We start from the raw sequence: 19437 nt of genomic DNA on the forward strand, positions 1-19437 counted from the left end.
TTTTGTAATGAGGCTAATCAATAGAAGGTGTTGCCGAACAGTGGCAGCCTTTGTTCGATTAGAAGAACTTTCTGAAAATTCCCCAATACCACTGAGATATTATCAAAAATATACTCTTGATCTGGGGTGTGGTTTAAATTAAATGTTTTCTTTACTTTGAATCTAATATATAGAAAATAATAAACACAAAGTGTTACTTTTTATTTATTAAAATAATGCACTGTATGTTTGCTTAAGTTTTTTAAACCAAAATTGCTTGGCACATTGTTTTGCCAAGATTGGCAGCGAAACTGTCAAGGATGGCAGAGGAAATGCCACGGTGGGCAGCGAATGTGCCAATGATGGCACTAAAATTTAGACCTAAAAATTAGAATATTCCGTTTAAGAATCCAAATTTTAATAGATTAACGTTATATTAGAATTATAACTTTATAATAATTATAACAGTTATAATAGTTATAACATGAAAAAGTCAACAAGTAAAAACTATTTTATTGCCATAATTATCTTGGCTAAATTTAATAATTAAATTATTCGTAATTATATTTATGATTTTTATTTGATTTAATAATTAAAAATGCAAAATAAATTCGATTGTTTTTTGCACAGTTACTTTGCTGTTTAGGAGAGCAATTGATTTTTTTTTATGATCTGGTGTACGCGTTGTCTGCTAAGCCCAAGCGTTCTGGCGATATCGCTTAAGTTAGTTTTTCTATTCGTGGCTAGTTGTTGTTTTAACAGCTCTTTGATCAACTGGTGTTGTTCTAGATTGGCTCCATATCCAACGTCTGGGCCACGCTTAGTTTCAATGCTATTGATTCGTTCTACACATTCGAAGCGATGCAAGATCCCAATCAGTGTGGTCCAAGTATTCAACTCATTGAAAAGCGTTAGGCACTCTTTATCACTCCACGCGTTTGGTTCTTTAAGATCTAAACATCTCACTATCGCGATACACCATGATGACCATTGACCAAAATCATCTGACTTGATCTGATTTATTTTTTTATAGCTCGCTGGGTAGTTTACTTTACATGTCTGAACAATGTTCTTTGATAGCGAGAGCCAGTCTCCTGCCTTCGCGCTATCTTTACAGTGGCGTAGAAATACTCGTGGATGCGGCGCATAGCCGCCGACCAGATCATACAGTTGTCGTCCCAGATTTTTCTGTTTGTTAGGTTGTGCTAGGTACTTTTCGTAAGCTGCACTGTTCTGGTTGGGCAGATATTTCAATGCAGTGATAGCTGCGTATTTTTGCTGTTTATAAAGTTTAGTGGACTTGATGGGATGGTGTTTTTCGCAGTAGTAGTGAGATCGGCTGCGTAGACGCCAGCATAAAGCGCAATACGGAAGAACACTGTTCCAGCGTATCGCTTCCTCTTGGTGCTGTGGCGTGAGTGAACGTAAATCTTTTAACCCCCACAGTACTTGATCCATATAATCGATACGTTGTTGAGTATGCAGCCCTACTCCCCGCAAGGCTAATACCTCTTCGATAAGTTTGATTGTTTTATTTAATCCACCGTAACTTTCGATGATCTCGGCAAGATGGATAGCATTAGAACTGCTGTACTTTTTGAGTATGGTTCCATGTTGTCTGAGTAACTTGGTAAACCACGTTTCCAGAACAATGTTCCGAGCGGCATCAACAGCGTATAAATAGCCAGAACGACGTCGCTGAGCAATTTTACAACCTTGAGATTCTGACTGGCTTTTTAAGTCATTAATTGCTGTTTCTAGCTGTACTCTCAATGCATTGCGCTTTTGATCTAAGTCCATTCGTTATCATGTCAATATGGTTTGTTGCTTATTCTATATTATGAGTTGGGCGATGAGAATCTAAGATGCAACTAAATAATAGAGAAATAAAGGTAATAAAATGTTTGTAAGACAAGAGCAGTTAGCGAAAGAGATCGGGGTAAGCGTAAGTACTTTGTGGCGTTGGCGTCGGGACGGAAAAATGCCACCTGTTGTTACGCTTAGTTCTAGAGTTGTTGGGTGGCAGAGAAAGGACATTGAGGAATGGCTAGAAGAACAAAAATAGATGCAACTTGTTACTGCGAGAACAGTGTTCTCGCTTAACCTTCGTAAATATAAAGTAAGTCATTGTTTGCATGATTAATTACACGAATAAAAAAGAGAGTGTCCTGAATTCTGTGTAACTGTCTAAACTTAAGCCTTAAAGGCTAAGGATAGACAATATGGATAAGAAAGCACTCGAAGCTTTTGCTCGTGAAGCGGCGAAGTCAATTAAGACAGAATCTGACCTGGATGACTTCCGAAAAATGTTAACCAAGGTGACCGTTGAAACAGCGTTAAACGCTGAACTCGATGAGCACCTTGGATATCAAAAACACCAATCCAGAACCAGCTCCAACTCCCGCAATGGCTACTCGGCCAAGTCAATCATCACCGATGATGGAGAGGTCGATATCGACGTCCCTCGCGACCGTGAAGCTAGCTTTGAACCTCAACTCGTCCGCAAGCACCAAACTCGATTCCAATCCATGGACGACAAGATATTGAGCCTGTACGCGAAAGGCATGACCACACGTGAAATCGTCGCAACGTTCAAGGAAATGTATGATGCTGATGTTTCGCCAACGCTGATATCAAAAGTAACCGACTCGGTGCTTGAGCAAGTGATTGAATGGCAGTCGCGACCTCTCGACGAAATTTACCCTATCGTCTATCTCGATTGCATCGTGGTTAAGGTGCGCCAAGACAAGCAAGTCATCAACAAAGCGGTCTATCTTGCGTTAGGGGTCAACATGGAAGGCCAAAAAGAACTGCTCGGTATGTGGCTCTCTGAAACGGAAGGTGCCAAGTTCTGGCTCAACGTGCTGACTGAGCTTCAAAACCGTGGGGTAAAAGACATCCTTATCGCTTGCGTTGACGGACTCAAGGGCTTTCCTGACGCTATCAACACTGCGTTCCCAGAGACGCAAATACAGCTCTGTATCGTCCACATGGTGCGAAACTCGGTCAAGTACGTCCCTTGGAAAGACTACAAAGCGGTGACGACTGACCTGAAGAAAATCTACCAATCAGCCACCGAAGATGAGGCTCTGCTTGCTCTAGAGCACTTCTCTGACCGATGGGATAGTAAATATCCTCAAATCAGTCGCTCTTGGACGGCGCATTGGGACAACCTCAACACCCTGTTTAACTACCCAGAGGATATTCGCCGAGCCATTTACACGACTAACGTCATTGAATCTCTCAACAGCGTTATTAGAAAAGCGATTAAGAAGCGCAAGCTCTTTCCAACGGATGAATCAGCTAGGAAGGTGATCTACCTGGCTATCCGAGATGCTTCCAAGAAGTGGACGATGCCGATTAGAAACTGGCGACAAGCTCTAAATCGCTTTATGATTATGTTCGAAGACCGACTCACTGAATACATGTAACCCTGACAGTTACACAGAATTATTTACAGGGTCATAAAAAATGCTCTTGCAGGAACCTTGTTCCTGCTTTTGTCTATCTCAGGGGGCTAATTTCTTCTTAAATCTTCATCAGTTGAACGGAGAACGATGTTCTCCGAATGACGAAAGACAGAGTTAGGTATTATCCGACTAGTGTTTGGGTATCTCAGGCAAAGGCTGATAGCTTTCAAACGCTACTGCGAGAACACTGTTCTCGCTCACGTCATCAAAAACTAAAGTTTGGTCATTTAATTAATAAATAAAAAATGCTCTTGCTAGAACTATGTTCTAGCTGTTTGTTCTCCCACTAAATACATGATTTAACTCTATGTATTAGGTCTGGTAATTGTGCTTTAATGCATTTTGATGCTTATTGGGAGGAGTTATGGCTCGGAAAAATGATGGAATTATTTGGCATTTGATGGATGCGCCGTGGTGGGTGAGGATTCAAGCAGTTTAATCGTATAGAAGGGTGTTCTCAGAACATAAAAGTTAACCTATTAAGTCTAGCTGCCAGAGAAGAATGCTACTGCGAGAACACTGTTCTCGCTCAAATCATCAAAAACTAAAGTTTGCTCATTTCATTCATAAATAAAAAGCCCTGTCAGTGCAGAACTCTCTGGTGAAAAATGTGTTACCCATTATCTTTCATAAGTCGGTTTGTAAGAACCAATGGGGTAATGAACGTAAGCTCTGAAACACTTTTGCCCTATTCCTTGTTAGTACGCTCACTCATTTACATCATATTGATGCTACTTGCACGCAGTACAACTTATTCCAAAATAAGACAACCAAGCCGAGTTAGACCTAGGCTTGGTTGTTGTGAAATTAAGTTCTAGTTCTAGTTCTAGTTCTAGGGTATAAGATGATCAAACTCATGATACCGATTAATACCGCGGCAAAAACTGAAGTAAAACGCACGAGGTCATCTGAAATCGCACTGATACTTGTTGAAGTAATCCCATAGAATACTAAAACCACATAACTGGAATACATCAGTTGAATTGAGTTATAGCTAGCTTTCTTTGTAACGGCATGAATCCCCATAAATAAAGCACTGACTACAGCAACACCCACAATTCCTACCAAATTGACTTGCAGCAAACTCATTATTAGAGGAGGAATCGCATACAGCACGCTCGCGTATGTTGTCAGCAACCTTCTTAAACCATAATCTTTACCAATACTAGGATCAGGATCTTTAATCATTAACGCGACGATGATGGTAATAATCGTACTTTGCTCTAAGTCCAATTGTATCGTACACACCATCATGGTCATGACAATGATCGCTTTGAGCAAGGTTTGCCAATCAAGCAAATATTTCGTTGTCGAACTGACAGGTGGCATGTTTATCGCGAGTGGCTCGCCTCGTGGAAATAGCAGGTAGGCCAAATAGGCGGTGAAGCCAGCGATAAAAATATTTTTTAGCAGAGCCATAGGGATTTGCTCAACGCTAATCCCTTTCTGCTGCGTAAAAACGGCAATCATTGCGGTTGAGACAATCAGCAATATAGCAAATACATCTTGCGGATTTTTCTTGGTACGCTCCATGCACCAGTAAAAAATTCCAAACAAGAACAGATAGTATACATGTACGTAATCAATCAATAGTTCACTCATTAGTGCCTGAAACCAAGCAGTAATGAATAAAATGCCCCCCATAACAAACACCATAATTACAGGCGGTGGTTCATGAGTTGTAGTGAGAAAAACCGCACACATCGCTGGAGCGAGTAAAGGCAAATCCGTCCCATATACGTATTGCCAAAACAGCAAAAGGATAGGGAATACCGCAACTCTTATAATTGGGTTAGCGGCACTATGATACATAGCTGATATAACTCCATGCCCAGATCCACAAATCTTGTAGTCTCTCACCTAGGTAGCTTTCATCAGGGTAGAAACCCACCACAGCTCGACCACCGTATCTCAGATTTAGATCGGCAGGCAACGACGTGAACTCGATATTGACGGGGAAACGCTGCGCTTTTGAACTGCTTGTTGGTGACGTCATAAGGCCATTACTGGCATCTTGGGCAAGGCTACCATTACCACTACTTCCCCAACCGATTGAAGATATTTTTCCTTCATAGACCTCGCCAGGGTTTGCATCAAAAACAATTTTGACTTTATCGCCAGGCTTTAGATGAGCCAGTGAATTCTCTCTCACCATGGCCGTCAGCCATAAGTTGTTGTTATTGATAAAGGTAAGAAGTGGTTGCCCAGCAGCAGCATAATCGCCAACAGCAACATCCATATTAGTGATAACACCATTAGCAGGTGCCGTCAGTTTGGTGTGATTGAGGTTTAGTAGAGCCTGCTCTTGTCGGTTTAATACCGATTGGATTTCAGGGTTATCAATTCCTCTCGGGCCAAACTCTTGTTTCGCTTTTTCTAGTGCTGATGACGCTTGAGCCAACCCCGCTTGGGCCGTCTCTAGTTCGGCGATTATGTTATCCATTACCGCTTGACTTATCGTTCCTTTATTGGCAAGTACGCGATTACGTTCCACATTCTTCTTAGCATTATTGACCTTAACACGAGCTGCGACTTCATTTGCTTGAGCGACACTGATTGCTGCTGAATCCGCTTCATAAGACTGAGCTGCTTGTTGCAAATCAAATTTGGCGGCCTTAACGGCTAATTCAAAAGGACGCGGATCGATCGTGACGAGTTCATCTCCTGCCTTGACAATACTATTGTTAGTAATAAGTACTTGTGAAATAGGGCCAGAGACTTCTGGGCTAATGCGGATCAATTGGCCATTTACTCTAGCTTGATCTGTCATTGGCGTCATTCTGTCCGCCCATAAGGTGTACAACCATAGCGCAGCAACTAAGGCAAAAATGTAGTAAGTGAAAGAGCGAGCTTGGCTAATTTTTTTATCGCTTTGTTCAGCACTGGTTTGGACATTGTTATCTGACATTTTCTGTTCCTACTGTCGTTTACTGAGGTTGTTCCAGTAAATTTATCTTTTTATAAATGATACTTTTCTTAGTTCGTACTTCGACGGCAATGGTAATGATGAATGCAAATAGGCCAACCAGTGCAACAGCACTTGAAGAAGAAACCATCACTTCGCCAGCGTACTTAGTCCAGATCACAGCTATAGCCACAAACCAGCCAAATAGCGCTGCTGCATGGGTGACTGCAATAGGAACAAGGTGAGACCAAAAACCACTCTGAAGTTGACTAATGTGTTGTGGGTGGGATTTGTTGAGCTGATGAATAAATAGCTTGGATGTGATCAACGACAAAATGATCCCTAAACCAAAAGTTAGAGATACCGCTTGTCCCCACACAGTCACTTCAGAATTTGTGATCACGTTAAGCGACATCGGTACGCTATCCATTCCTTTGAAATGGTGGCTCGCAATATAACCATTGATAACGCCGTTAATCACGCCACCAATCAATGAATCTTTCACTTTGATATCCACGTCTAGCACCTTCACTGTTGTACAATAAACTCTTACTGATTATAACGAGAATGTTCGAATAAATGCATATCAAACATGACCATTTTTGATACTGTTGTGGCTAGAGCATACTTGTGCGCCATGATAACTGTGGAAAGGAGTCAATCATGAAGCTCGATAAAGCGTTGTCAAATATTAGCGAGAAGAATAACTTCATCTACTTAACGTTAGCTTTAATCATGCTGTTAATTGCCGCCGCCCTCGTTCAACTACTACAAGACAATGTGATCGAATACGTCATACAGGGGATTATGGTAGTGATTTTTATTGTTTGCTTTGTAAGTTTGCGCTTTGATCGAAAGTGGACGCATTTTTTAAGAGGTTTAGCCGTGGTTTGGATAGCTGCTATTGCCGCGAAACACCTCTTTCATATCAAAGAGATGAGCATATTGATGCTTTCTCTGACTTTTGTCTTTTTCTATGGCACTTTCCAATCTTTAGTAAGAAAAATCTTGTTTTCAGGCCAAATAGACACCAACAAACTTATTGGTTCTGTAGCCCTATTCTTATTGCTTGGTTTAATGTGGGCGGTGGCTTACCTTTTGTTACTTGAGCTAGACCCTTTCGCATTTCGCGGGTTAGAAGCAATTCCTTGGGAAGATAATTTTTCTAATAGCGCTTATTTTAGCTTCGTGACCTTAACCACTCTCGGTTATGGAGATATCAGTCCAGTGACTCCAATTGCGAAAACGTTAGTCTATTTAGAGTCGGTTGTTGGTGTTTTTTATATGGCAGTAGTGGTGTCTAGTTTAGTCAGTTCGAATTTAGGTAGAAACACGGCTAGATAAAAGATATCCCTTAAGTGGTCAAGTTATCGCTAATGACAATTGCTATATTCGTATTGATTCATAATATGATAAGGGACTGTTCCGAACCTTACTTTCTAATCAGTATTGCCGTTTGAGTTTTGGATTAGTAAACGTTATGTCAAAAAGAAATAGGTTGTTTTAGCTCTAAATGACTTCTGTCCAAAAATAATTTATAAACTGTTTGCTATAGCCCCCTGTATTAGCCATTAAAGAAGCTCACTCATTTCTGGTACGCTGTCGGCTTGCGCTAGCAGGTATTCGCACTCTGTTTGGATGAGTGAGACACATAGTTCTATGTGTTCACGCTCTCCATCATCGATTCCTTGATCTTCGGTAAGGTCAATCGCTTCCTTCAGGGCATTTTTTATAGCAACAACGGTTTCTACCATTATGGAAGCTATTTTGGTGCCTGAATAACCCAGCAGAGCGCCGAATTCAGCTAAATCATAGCTAGTGATAGGGCGTTTGAAGTTACCTTTCGGCGGATTTTGAAAGTCTTCACTTTCCCAATCTCCAATCGACATTGCAAAATATTGAGGGATGCTGGCGGCACGACCCTCATCAGCAGACAATTTACCGCTTGGTGAGTTGCGTTTTGCTCCCTCTTGAGCGATAGCTTCTATGTTTACTAAGTCATAAAAAGGGGTTAGTTCTATGCCTTTAGGGGTGACGAAGAAGCTAATATTTTTACCATGGGCATCGTAGTTTAGCGTTGCTAGATTAAAGAGCATCCATTGGGTGAGCTTTAGGTTAGTGATGACCGTGTCTATGGTTTTGACGCACAGTAGGCGTGGGAAAGAAACGCCATTACGCATATATACGCCATCACCTTCATCCCCATTCTGACGCTCGTATTTGTAACCTGGAGGTAAGTCAGTCGCCTGACAGCCATCAATCACATGTCTTCGTTGAACGACATCACGAGCCTGGATATAGGCACGATCGAACCGCTCTATTATCAGTGTCCTAGTCTTCCCAATGCGAGTTAACTCAACATTAGCGACGTCCAAACCTGCTAGCTTGGCTAATGTCATGCAAAAGAACTCATTAACAGCAATACACGGTGCTCTACCGCTTTCAAACTTCAGAATGTAGTTCGAACTTAATTTGCCTTCACCAAACCCCCATTCATCACCGCGCTTAAGTAAGTTTAACTTGTTTTGAACACCAGCAACCGAAAGGCGAACCTTACCGTCCCAATACACTAATGGCGCTAGATTTCGCTCTAGTCGTTCTATTAGTTCATCATCAGGTACAGCTCTAAAACTAGTTTCCCCAGGTTCTGAGTCTGGAACTCGAAAAGACAATGCGCCAGATGTTTCCGCACCAAGCTTACGAATCAGCCCGAATGTATTGCTTTTGGAGATAGTGGTGTTTTGTATCATCTCCTCAAAGCCTTCTCCTTCAGGAAGGAGATTTCTGAGGTAGTTCTCAATACTACGTGACGAAGCCTTATCATCGAAAGGGATGTGTGGCGAAATTGGGAAACCAGTATGTTTCCATTCATCATTCATAGATGAATGAAAACTCTGTTTCTGTTCCGACAGGAAGAATCAAACGACCAATTTTGGTATTCGTACCGATAAACACGTCTAACTGTTGTAACTTACTCATACCAACCGTCCTCATTGCTTCTCACGCTGTTTTCAGCTTGGGAGGTTATTTGGCTATGGCTATGTGGACGAACAAATAGGTTTAAATCGATAAGGCGTAATGATAGCCCCAAGATATCCATGAGGACGAGTACATTGGCAAAGGTTACACTGGTATCGCCTTTTTCGACTTTCATGACTGTTCTACGAGATAAGTTGGCTTTTGAAGCGAGATCATCAATACGCCAGCCTCTATCGGTGCGCTTTGAGCGAATGGCGCTCCCCAGCGTTTCCATACTGAACTCGGTATTCAAATCAGGCATAGGTTGTGCCTTTACCATCTTACCTTTTTTCATAAGTGCCTTTTATTGTACTTTTGTCACTATTGGGTTCGTTTTAATATATAAGTTCACTATAACTCACTTTTGTTGTGACTGTATAAAAAATTATCTATAAGTGCAATTTAAGTTACTTATGGTTGGTTTGCGAGTTTAATACCTCTCTTTGTTCTCTATGAGAGAGTTTTATCAGCCAGAACGACATATTTGGCAACAGCGTAGTATTCGGATTAGTATTGGAAGAAGGCAGAGAAGAGTGCGTGATTGGGGCTTACCTGACCCATTACCTGACCCAAAATCGTCAGGTTCAAAAAAAGGTTAGTAAACACTACGCTTACTAACCTTCTGGAATTTGGTGGCCCCTCCCAGACTTGAACTGGGGACCAATCGATTATGAGTCGACTGCTCTAACCACTGAGCTAAGGGGCCTTATAGGGCAATGATTATAGGGGATGAGGATCTAGCTGTCTAGCCAGTAACGGGTATAAATGCGCTTAGTTTTTATCCACTTAAATCGAATAGATATAAAAAAGGTGAGCTTTAGCCCACCTTTTAATCAATTGTCGAGAAAATAAGCTATCGACTATTCGTCTAGGAAGCTGCGTAGAGTTTCTGAGCGGCTAGGGTGACGAAGTTTACGCAGTGCTTTTGCTTCGATCTGACGGATACGTTCACGAGTTACGTCAAACTGCTTACCTACTTCTTCTAAAGTATGGTCAGTGTTCATGTCGATACCAAAACGCATACGCAGTACTTTCGCTTCACGCGGAGTCAAACCTGCTAGAACATCTTTAGTTGCTACTTTTAGACTGGTTGCGGTTGCAGAGTCTAGAGGCAGTTCTAGCGTAGTATCCTCGATAAAATCACCTAGATGCGAATCTTCGTCGTCACCGATTGGTGTCTCCATAGAGATTGGCTCTTTAGCGATTTTAAGTACTTTACGAATCTTATCTTCAGGCATTTGCATGCGCTCTGCTAGCTCTTCTGGCAGAGGCTCACGGCCCATCTCTTGTAGCATTTGACGAGAGATACGGTTCAGTTTGTTGATGGTTTCAATCATGTGAACCGGAATACGAATCGTACGAGCTTGGTCTGCAATCGAGCGAGTAATTGCCTGACGAATCCACCAAGTGGCGTAAGTTGAGAACTTGTAACCACGACGATATTCGAACTTATCTACTGCTTTCATCAGGCCGATGTTACCTTCTTGGATAAGATCTAAGAATTGTAGGCCGCGGTTGGTGTATTTCTTAGCGATAGAAATAACCAGACGTAAGTTCGCTTCAACCATCTCTTTCTTCGCACGACGAGCTTTCGCTTCACCGATAGACATACGACGGCTGATATCTTTGATGCTTTGAACTGTCAGAGAAGTTTCTTCTTCGATCATTTTCAGTTTTGAAATTGAACGGCGAATATCTTCTTCACTGCGACGAATTTTTTCGGCGTATGGTTTATCAGACGCTAAGATCTCGTCAAGCCATGCATCACTTGATTCATTACCCGTGAATAGCGTGATGAATGATTTCTTCGGCATTTTGCCATACTCAACCGCTGCCTTCATGATAAGACGCTCTTGAGTACGTACACGTTCCATTGAAGTGCGTAGCTCTTCAACTAGGTAGTCGAACTGTTTTGGAGTTAGACGGAACTCTTTGAACACATCTAACACAAGCTCGTGAGCGGCTTGTGCTTTTGAACTTTCACCACCGTATTCATTGCACGCTAGCTGGAAGTTTTGGAAAGTGTTACGTAGCGAAGTAAACTTCTCTAGAGCAAGTTCAGGATCAATACCTGTATCTTCTTCCTCTTCGGCTTCGTCGTCATCCACATCTTCGTCGTCTGAATCTGCGTCTTCATCTTCAAGATCAGATTCAGCAAGCTCAGAACCGATGTGCGTCGCTGTCGGTGCTGTTGTTTCATCTGCATCTGGATCAACGAAACCGGTAATTAGGTCGGTCAGACGTAGCTCTTCAGCTTGAACTTTATCAAATTGCTCGAGGATGTATGGGATAGTGCCCGGATACTCTGCCACAGCATTTTGAACTTGGTTAATACCATCTTCAATACGCTTAGCAATATCGATCTCGCCTTCACGAGTCAATAGTTCAACAGTACCCATTTCACGCATGTACATGCGAACAGGGTCTGTAGTACGGCCGATCTCATTTTCTACGCTAGATAGCGCAGCCGCTGCGGCTTCTGCAGCATCTTCATCGGTAATTGTATCGTCATCATTCAGTGCAAGATCATCAGCATCAGGAGCAGTTTCTACTACTCGGATGCCCATGTCGTTGATCATTTGAATGATATCTTCGACCTGCTCTGAATCGACGATTTCTGCTGGCAGGTGGTCGTTTACTTCTGCGTAGGTCAGATAGCCTTGTTCCTTGCCTTTAATGACAAGTTGTTTTAGCTGTGACTGCGGATTTTGATCCATAGACGGTATCCAACTTAGTATCTGGTGAAGGAATTAGTATGCGAGTTGCAAACCACACATCTTAACAAATTAATTGATTGCTGACTATCTGAATAGGGTTACGCTTTTAAATCTAGCATTAACGCTAGTAGCTCCCGTTTCTCTTCGGTTGATAAACCGACGCTTCTTTCTTTGGCCTGCAGATTTTCAATTTGCTTTTCAACACACTGGGCAAGAATTTTGTCCAGCGAGTCTAAAAATATATCTTTTTCGTTGTCTTCGTCGAGGGGGATTTCCCACCCAGCTAGACGTGACAACAATGCCTCATGGCTACTATTTCGCCAGCGCTCAAGTAGCTGGCCCGTAGTTATATTGGGGTGCTGGTGACAATATTCAAGCACTTCGACAAATAAACTTAGACCAGGCACTGTTAACTCTCTCACAGTTGAGAGATCCGGTACCATATCAGCATAGTTCGGATTTTGAATAAGCAAAGCGATCACTTCACGCATTGGTGTGCGCTTGATCTCTTTATGTGGCTGAGGTCGAGTCTCTGTGTTTTTTTTGCGAGCTTGGCGAAGCCTATTATCAAATCCTGTTCTTTCATCTAAGAGTTTTTCTAGTAACTCTTGAAAATAGGGATCTGGAATCTTGTCAATAAGCGCACTGGCGTGTGCCCTTAGCGCCGACTTACCTTCATGGCTCCCAAGGTTTAACTGATGGATTTCGATCAGGTTATCAAATAGATAGCTTGAAAGTGGAGTAGCCTGCTCAATTTTTTGTTCCAATGCTTCTTTACCGTGTGCACGGACAAAGCTATCGGGGTCTTCGCCATCAGGTAGGAACAAAAATTTAAGCGTGTTACCGGTTTTTAAATACTGAAGCGCATTTTCAAGAGCGCGCCACGCGGCTTCTTTACCCGCTCTGTCACCATCATAACAACACACCACGGTATTTGTTTGGCGGAAAAGCAGCTGTATATGATCACCTGTTGTCGATGTACCTAGCGAAGCGACGGAGTAATCCACGCCATACTGGGCCAAAGCAACCACATCCATATAGCCTTCAACCACTAAGATTTGTGGTGGCTCTCGGTATGCTTGCATGACTTCATAAAGGCCGTAAAGCTCTTTGCCTTTATGGAAGATCGGCGTCTCTGGAGAGTTTAGGTATTTAGGCGTGCCGTCGCCAATAACACGGCCACCAAATCCAATCACTCGTCCACGGCGATCTCGAATTGGAAACATCACACGTCCACGAAAACGGTCGTAGCGATTGCCATTATCGTTTTCGATCAGCATACCGCCAGTAACCAACATATCTTGCGTTTGCTGTGTTTGACCAAAATTCTTGCGTACTAAGTCCCATTCATCGGCTATATATCCAATACCAAATTTCTGTACAATTTGGCCGGACAACCCACGATCTTTCAGATAATCAATGGCTATTTTGCTTTTAGGCAGTTTGAGCTGATCACGATAAAACTGAGCAATGCTGCCCATAATGTCGTATAGATTACGCTTTTGTTCCGTATTGGCTCGCGGTTGGTTGGATTGAAAACCACCGCCTTGTCTTTGTTCTCTAGGAACGTCCAATCCGAGGTAAGAGGCGAGCTCTTCAATCGCCTCGACAAACTCTAAGCGTTCATACTCCATCATAAAATCAATGGCGTTACCGTGTGCACCACAGCCAAAGCAATGATAGAACTGTTTTTCTTGAGAGACGCTGAAAGACGGCGTTTTTTCGTTGTGGAAAGGGCAGCAAGCGCCGTAGTTTTTGCCTTTTTTCTTAAGTTTTACGCGAGCGTCAACAATGTCGACAATATCGAGTCGAGCGAGGAGGTCATCAATGAAACTACGAGGGATGTGTCCTGCCATAAAACCTTAGAAAAACGCACTAACAAAAAATGAAAGAGTAGATACAAACAAGCCGCGCATTCCGAAGGATAGCACGGCTTGTTGCAATTGATTTGGGAGATTAAGCCAGTTTAGCGCGAACTAAACCACTTACTTTACCCATATCTGCACGCCCTTGAATTTGAGGTTTAAGAACGCCCATTACTTTACCCATGTCTTGCATGCCCGCAGCACCTGATTCAGCAATCGCATTGTCAACCAATGCTGCTACCTCATCGTCAGTGAGTGGTTGAGGCATAAATTCCTCAAGTACGGTAATTTCAGCTTTCTCTGCATCAGCTAAATCTTGACGATTAGCTGCTTCAAATTGAGCGACAGAGTCGCGACGTTGTTTAACCATTTTAGTCAGAACAGCAAGAATGTCGTCGTCGTTCAGAGTAATCTGTTCGTCTACTTCACGTTGCTTAATTGCTGACAGAGCTAAACGGATAGTGCCAAGGCGCGCTTTGTCCTTGGCTTTCATCGCTAATTTTTGCTCTTCTTTGAGTTTTTCAATCAGAGCCATAACTAGAATCCTTTAGGACTTAGTTATTAGTACAGGCGAACGCGACGAGCGTTTTCGCGAGCAAGCTTCTTAGCGTGACGCTTTTGAGCTGCTGCTTTAGCGCGTTTGCGAACTGTAGTTGGTTTTTCGTAGTGCTCACGACGACGCACTTCAGAAAGGATACCTGCTTTTTCGCAAGAGCGTTTGAAACGACGTAGTGCAACGTCGAACGGTTCGTTTTCACGTACTTTAACTACTGGCATATGCCTTTCACCTCAGGGGTTAATTCGTTAATGCTGACTTCACAGTACCTAACTTAGTCGCTAGGTCTACAATCAGCTTGATCAAAAATGGTGCGGAATTTTAATCCGATCACACTGGCTTTGTAAAGTATTTTGTTGGGTAGAGTTTGCACAAAATTTGTTTGAGAAGCTAAGGCGCGGTAAGATTGCGCCAATTTTGAATTTGAGACAAAGACATCCAGGGTAAACCATGCGCATTATTGGTATCGAAACCTCTTGTGATGAAACGGGAATTGCCATTTATGATGATGAGAAGGGGCTACTTTCTCATCAGCTTTATAGTCAGGTAAAACTTCACGCCGATTACGGTGGTGTCGTTCCTGAACTGGCTTCTCGTGATCACGTTAAGAAAACAATTCCGTTGATCAAGGCCGCTATGGCTGAGGCAAATCTGACTCCAAAAGATATTGACGGCGTTGCTTACACGGCAGGCCCTGGTCTTGTGGGGGCGTTGTTAGTCGGCGCAACAATCGGTCGTAGCCTTGCTTATGCTTGGGGAGTTCCGGCGGTTCCTGTGCATCATATGGAAGGCCACCTACTTGCTCCGATGCTGGAAGATAATCCACCTCCTTTCCCGTTTGTTGCGGTGTTAGTGTCGGGTGGACACTCTATGATGGTTGAAGTTAAAGGCATCGGTGAATACAAGATTCTGGGTGAATCGATTGATGATGCAGCAGGTGAAGCGTTCGACAAAACCGCGAAACTGATGGGGCTCGATTATCCTGGAGGTCCACTGCTATCGAAATTGGCCGAAAAAGGCACGCCTGGTCGTTTCAAGTTTCCACGACCAATGACAGATCGTCCGGGTCTAGATATGAGTTTTTCTGGTTTAAAAACTTTTACCGCGAATACCATTGCAGCGAATGGCGATGATGAGCAAACGCGTGCAGATATCGCCCTTGCGTTTGAAGAGGCAGTGTGTGCAACCTTAACTATCAAGTGTAAGCGTGCACTGGAACAAACAGGATTCAAGCGTATCGTAATTGCTGGTGGAGTTAGTGCTAACCGCAGATTACGTGCTGATTTAGAACAGCTTGCGAAGAAAATCGGCGGCGAAGTTTACTACCCTAGAACCGAGTTCTGTACCGACAATGGCGCGATGATCGCTTACGCAGGTATGCAGCGTCTAAAAAATGGTGAAGTCGCCGATCTTTCCGTTCAAGCGGTGCCACGTTGGCCGATCGACCAACTTGAGTCTATTGCATAATCTAACGATGCATAAAAAAGGTCGCCTCATTGGGCGACCTTGCTATATCTAAGCTCCGAGCTCTTCATTACCCAAATAATGATAGGCTGCACTTTGGAAATAATATCTGGAATACAAAAGATGAATAAGTTTGCCATTGATGGCTGTGAAATGGCCTATCAGGATGTAGGTCAAGGACCTGTGATTGTTTTTGGTCACAGCTACTTGTGGGACAGCCAAATGTGGGCTCCGCAGGTTGAGGCATTGAGCCAACACTATCGTTGTATTGTCCCTGAGTTGTGGGCACATGGTGGTTCTGACTTTGCTCCTAGTTCAACACGCTCACTCACTGACTACGCTCAGCAAATTCTTGCGTTGATGGATCACCTAGATATTGAAACTTTCTCACTGGTTGGTTTATCGGTTGGGGGAATGTGGGGGACTGAACTTGTCTCACTCGCGCCGCAGCGTGTGAATGCCTTGGTTCTTATGGATACATTTGTTGGCTTGGAGCCTGAAGTTACCCATAAAAAGTATTTTGCGATGCTCGATGCCATCTGTCAGGCACAAGCGGTGCCTGCACCGATTGCCGAAGCCGTCACGCCGCTATTTTTTGCCAATAATGTTCAGCAAGATAACCCTCAATTGATGGAGCAGTTCGTTCAATCTCTGCTGGCATTGAAAGGTGAGAAAGCTGTAGAGGTCGCACGCGTAGGGCGAATGGTGTTTGGTCGTCGAGATCAGATTGAAGATATTGAGAAGTTTGCTCTGCCGGTGCTGATTGCAGTTGGGCAGGAGGATAAACCTCGCCCAGTGTTAGAGTCTTATCTTATGCACGATTGCATTAGTGGTTCAGAACTCATTCAGATCCCGAGGGCTGGGCATATCTCGAATCTTGAACAGCCGGAATTTGTCACAGAAATGCTGAAAAATTTCCTAGACAGAATTCACGCTTAAAGTTGTTCGCCATCCAAAAATAAAGCCTCGTTATGAGGCTTTATTTAATCCATTCTTCTTTTCACCGACTTTAGGTTCAGTACCTTCCAATAGGCGTTTTATATTCTGATGGTGTCTGAAAATGATCAGACAGCACAGCATGGCGACTGGCAGAGTATATTGTGGCTTTATCATCCAAGTGTAGAACGGTGCGAGCAATACAGTGACAAGTGCCGCGAGTGAAGAATATCGAAACAAAAAAGCAACAGCGATCCACGTAGCAATAATCATCGCGGTCAGATCTAATCCAATAGGAGCGATCGCGCCCAGTGCAGTTGCTACGCCTTTTCCGCCTTTAAAATGGAAGAAAATAGGGTACATATGTCCTAAGCAAGCCGCTATGGCAATCACGCCTAGCATAATGGGATCAATACCTAAAAAGTAACCACCCCAAACGGGTATGGTGCCTTTCAGCATGTCACAGAGTAAGACAGCAACCGCGGCTTTCTTGCCACCGATTCGAAGAACATTCGTTGCGCCCGGATTGTTCGAACCCACTCCTCGTGGATCCGGCAATCTCAAAATACGACAAATTAAAACCGCACTCGAGATCGAGCCTAGTAGATAGGCTGAAATGATCATAACCAGTGCTAGTGGGGTCATAGTAGAGAACTCGTCCGAAACAGGTGTTAGCCAAGCAAGTAACTGATATCATATCGCGCTTGACGCTCTCAAACTACACATGTACGAGGTTTGAGGCAGAAATTGTACGACTTTTTACCTGATTTGGGTATCCGACCTCTAAGGAAGTAACAGATGGACAAAGTATTTATCGAGCAATTGGAAGTAATTACTACGATCGGTGTATACGACTGGGAGCAAGAGATTAAGCAAAAGTTAGTGCTTGATATTGAAATGGCTCATGACAATCGTCCGGCAGGTAAAAGCGATGATGTTGTTGATGCTCTCGATTATGCTCAGGTGAGTTCCGCCGTTCTATCGTATATTGAAGGTGGACGTTTCCTTCTTGTTGAGCGTGTTGCAGAAGAGATTGCTGAGTTGATTATGACGCGTTTCAATGTGCCTTGGATTAAGATTCGTTTAACCAAACCAGGAGCTGTACCGCAAGCTAAAGGAGTGGGTGTTATCATCGAACGAGGCGTTGCATGATAACCGCTTATGTTGGCATAGGATCGAATATCGATCGACGCAAGCATATTCAAGCGGCGATTGAAGAGCTTAGCGCTCTCGGGCAGGATATTCGTCTTTCGACGATTTTCGAATGCGAAGCCGTTGGTTTTGAAAGCCATGCCTTCTACAACTTAGTGGCAGAGATCAAAACATCACTTACATTGACAGAATTTTCACGTCAATTGAGAGATATTGAGCTGAAATGGGGGCGCGCGGTGGACGCGGGTAAGTTTGAGCCAAGAACGGTCGACCTCGACATTATTTTGTTTGGTGAACAGGTTTCCAGCGAAAAGCCGCAATTACCACGCAGCGATATTTTTAAATATGCTTTTGTTCTCGAGCCTTTGGTGGAGCTTTGTCCACAGCTGGTTGTGCCTCAAGATGGACGAACGATTGAACAAATCTGGCAGCAATCCCATTTTGATGTTGTTCTAGAGCCTGTTCCTATGTGGTTTAGCTAATAAAAAAGATGAGATTTTAATGAGTTACTTTGAAGCCTTTATTCTGGCTCTAATTCAGGGTTTGACGGAATTCTTGCCCATTTCGAGTTCAGCGCATCTAATTCTACCTTCGGCAATTTTAGGTTGGGAAGATCAAGGCCTGGCTTTTGATGTTGCCGTCCATGTTGGTACGTTAGCCGCGGTGGTGATTTACTTCCGCAATGAAGTTGTTAGTCTTCTTTCTGCTTTCTTTGCCTCCATTTTTAAGGGAGAGCGAAGCAAAGAGTCAAAACTGGCGTGGATGATAGTTTTAGCGACGATTCCGGCTTGTGTCTTTGGCCTACTGATGAAGGACTTTATTGAAATCTACTTGCGTAGCGCATGGGTCATTGCGACAACAACCATCGTTTTTGGCTTGCTGCTGTGGTTTGTCGATAAAAATGCCAAGTTAGTGGATGATGAATATAGTGCCGATTGGAAGAAAGCTCTGTTTATCGGTATCAGCCAGGCTTTGGCAATGATCCCTGGAACCTCTCGCTCAGGTGCGACAATTACCGCCGCACTTTATCTCGGATTTACTAGAGAAGCGGCAGCGCGTTTCTCATTTCTAATGTCTATCCCAATTATTCTGCTTGCGGGTGGTTACTTAGGTCTCAAATTAGTAACTAGTGGTGAGCCCATTCATTTCGGCTTCCTGATGACGGGAATCGTTACGTCATTTATTAGTGCATATATTTGTATTCACTTCTTCTTGAAATTAATTTCTCGTATGGGAATGACCCCATTTGTCATTTACCGTTTGCTACTTGGTGTCGGACTTATTGCGTTTTTGACACTGAACTAACGAATTCATTTTCAACATGATCTTAACTAAGACCACATAGCCCAATCTCGCGCCAGCAGCGACATTGTGG

18 protein-coding genes, 1 tRNA gene and 1 pseudogene are annotated in these 19437 nt (G+C 43.2%); 8 read left to right on the forward strand and 12 right to left on the reverse strand.

What is annotated here, in order from left to right; genetic code table 11:
- Positions 1-621: 621 nt before the first annotated feature.
- Positions 622-1779 (reverse strand): MarR family transcriptional regulator, encoded by a 1158-nt coding sequence (locus ACQEXT_RS16210; RefSeq protein WP_042771269.1) that lies wholly within the window; start codon positions 1777-1779, stop codon positions 622-624.
- A 100-nt stretch (positions 1780-1879) separates the two neighbouring features.
- Here ACQEXT_RS16210 and ACQEXT_RS16215 point away from each other — a divergent pair, with 100 nt between their 5' ends.
- Together ACQEXT_RS16215 and ACQEXT_RS16220 are read left to right on the forward strand one after the other, a co-directional pair.
- On the forward strand, positions 1880-2044 hold the full coding sequence (locus ACQEXT_RS16215; RefSeq protein WP_025500610.1) for a helix-turn-helix transcriptional regulator: 165 nt from the start codon (positions 1880-1882) through the stop codon (positions 2042-2044).
- Positions 2045-2201: 157 nt separating this feature from the next.
- Positions 2202-3410, forward strand: coding sequence for an IS256 family transposase (locus ACQEXT_RS16220; RefSeq protein ID WP_025789586.1), 1209 nt, complete (start codon positions 2202-2204; stop codon positions 3408-3410).
- A gap of 846 nt (positions 3411-4256) precedes the next feature.
- Here ACQEXT_RS16220 and ACQEXT_RS16225 read toward each other — a convergent pair.
- The 3 genes from ACQEXT_RS16225 to ACQEXT_RS16235 are packed head-to-tail and all read right to left on the reverse strand — an operon-like array spanning position 4257 to position 6871.
- Positions 4257-5261: a DUF2955 domain-containing protein gene (locus ACQEXT_RS16225; protein WP_042771271.1), complete on the reverse strand. Its 1005-nt coding sequence runs from the start codon at positions 5259-5261 to the stop codon at positions 4257-4259.
- Complete coding sequence (locus ACQEXT_RS16230) at positions 5251-6357, reverse strand: HlyD family secretion protein (RefSeq protein ID WP_086597685.1); 1107 nt, start codon at positions 6355-6357, stop codon at positions 5251-5253. The genes ACQEXT_RS16225 and ACQEXT_RS16230 overlap by 11 nt, the downstream gene beginning before the upstream one ends.
- Positions 6358-6376: 19 nt before the next feature.
- Positions 6377-6871 carry a hypothetical protein gene (locus tag ACQEXT_RS16235; RefSeq protein WP_017041459.1) on the reverse strand — a complete coding sequence of 165 codons (495 nt, stop codon included), beginning with the start codon at positions 6869-6871 and terminating at the stop codon, positions 6377-6379.
- Between the two features lie 146 nt (positions 6872-7017).
- Between ACQEXT_RS16235 and ACQEXT_RS16240 the strand changes: the two genes are divergently transcribed.
- Positions 7018-7698 carry a potassium channel family protein gene (locus ACQEXT_RS16240; RefSeq protein ID WP_025573513.1) on the forward strand — a complete coding sequence of 227 codons (681 nt, stop codon included), beginning with the start codon at positions 7018-7020 and terminating at the stop codon, positions 7696-7698.
- Between the two features lie 227 nt (positions 7699-7925).
- Here the strand turns inward: ACQEXT_RS16240 and ACQEXT_RS16245 are convergent.
- From ACQEXT_RS16245 to rpsU, 7 genes and pseudogenes are all read right to left on the reverse strand, one after another.
- A pseudogene (locus ACQEXT_RS16245) lies at positions 7926-9333 on the reverse strand (HipA domain-containing protein).
- The gene (locus ACQEXT_RS16250; RefSeq protein ID WP_042771272.1) at positions 9326-9667 is read right to left on the reverse strand and encodes a helix-turn-helix domain-containing protein; all 342 of its coding nucleotides are present in this window, start codon (positions 9665-9667) and stop codon (positions 9326-9328) included. The pseudogene ACQEXT_RS16245 and the gene ACQEXT_RS16250 overlap by 8 nt, the downstream one beginning before the upstream one ends.
- A 335-nt stretch (positions 9668-10002) precedes the next feature.
- Positions 10003-10078, reverse strand: a tRNA-Ile gene (locus ACQEXT_RS16255).
- Positions 10079-10232: 154 nt separating this feature from the next.
- Positions 10233-12089, reverse strand: a complete 1857-nt coding sequence (gene rpoD / locus ACQEXT_RS16260) for an RNA polymerase sigma factor RpoD (protein WP_426952948.1) — start codon at positions 12087-12089, stop codon at positions 10233-10235.
- A gap of 98 nt (positions 12090-12187) precedes the next feature.
- The gene (gene dnaG, locus ACQEXT_RS16265) at positions 12188-13945 is read right to left on the reverse strand and encodes a DNA primase (RefSeq protein ID WP_331416942.1); all 1758 of its coding nucleotides are present in this window, start codon (positions 13943-13945) and stop codon (positions 12188-12190) included.
- Between the two features lie 100 nt (positions 13946-14045).
- Positions 14046-14489 (reverse strand): GatB/YqeY domain-containing protein, encoded by a 444-nt coding sequence (locus ACQEXT_RS16270; protein ID WP_426952949.1) that lies wholly within the window; start codon positions 14487-14489, stop codon positions 14046-14048.
- Between the two features lie 26 nt (positions 14490-14515).
- Positions 14516-14731 (reverse strand): 30S ribosomal protein S21, encoded by a 216-nt coding sequence (gene rpsU, locus ACQEXT_RS16275; protein ID WP_001145625.1) that lies wholly within the window; start codon positions 14729-14731, stop codon positions 14516-14518.
- A gap of 229 nt (positions 14732-14960) precedes the next feature.
- Here rpsU and tsaD point away from each other — a divergent pair, with 229 nt between their 5' ends.
- Both tsaD and ACQEXT_RS16285 read left to right on the forward strand, forming a co-directional pair.
- The gene (gene tsaD, locus ACQEXT_RS16280) at positions 14961-15977 is read left to right on the forward strand and encodes a tRNA (adenosine(37)-N6)-threonylcarbamoyltransferase complex transferase subunit TsaD (protein WP_138971408.1); all 1017 of its coding nucleotides are present in this window, start codon (positions 14961-14963) and stop codon (positions 15975-15977) included.
- 120 nt (positions 15978-16097) lie between these two features.
- Positions 16098-16913: an alpha/beta fold hydrolase gene (locus ACQEXT_RS16285; RefSeq protein ID WP_426952950.1), complete on the forward strand. Its 816-nt coding sequence runs from the start codon at positions 16098-16100 to the stop codon at positions 16911-16913.
- Between the two features lie 30 nt (positions 16914-16943).
- Here the strand turns inward: ACQEXT_RS16285 and plsY are convergent, their stop codons facing one another.
- Positions 16944-17555 carry a glycerol-3-phosphate 1-O-acyltransferase PlsY gene (gene plsY, locus ACQEXT_RS16290; protein ID WP_426952951.1) on the reverse strand — a complete coding sequence of 204 codons (612 nt, stop codon included), beginning with the start codon at positions 17553-17555 and terminating at the stop codon, positions 16944-16946.
- Positions 17556-17708: 153 nt separating this feature from the next.
- Here plsY and folB point away from each other — a divergent pair, with 153 nt between their 5' ends.
- The 3 genes from folB to ACQEXT_RS16305 are packed head-to-tail and all read left to right on the forward strand — an operon-like array spanning position 17709 to position 19367.
- Positions 17709-18062 carry a bifunctional dihydroneopterin aldolase/7,8-dihydroneopterin epimerase gene (folB, locus tag ACQEXT_RS16295; RefSeq protein WP_138971405.1) on the forward strand — a complete coding sequence of 118 codons (354 nt, stop codon included), beginning with the start codon at positions 17709-17711 and terminating at the stop codon, positions 18060-18062.
- Positions 18059-18544 carry a 2-amino-4-hydroxy-6-hydroxymethyldihydropteridine diphosphokinase gene (gene folK, locus ACQEXT_RS16300; RefSeq protein ID WP_426952952.1) on the forward strand — a complete coding sequence of 162 codons (486 nt, stop codon included), beginning with the start codon at positions 18059-18061 and terminating at the stop codon, positions 18542-18544. The genes folB and folK overlap by 4 nt, the downstream gene beginning before the upstream one ends.
- A 19-nt stretch (positions 18545-18563) precedes the next feature.
- The gene (locus ACQEXT_RS16305) at positions 18564-19367 is read left to right on the forward strand and encodes an undecaprenyl-diphosphate phosphatase (protein WP_138971403.1); all 804 of its coding nucleotides are present in this window, start codon (positions 18564-18566) and stop codon (positions 19365-19367) included.
- The last annotated feature ends 70 nt before the right edge of the window (positions 19368-19437 follow it).

The sequence above is a fragment of the Vibrio sp. TRT 29B02 genome, from assembly GCF_050113655.1.
GTDB lineage: Bacteria > Pseudomonadota > Gammaproteobacteria > Enterobacterales > Vibrionaceae > Vibrio.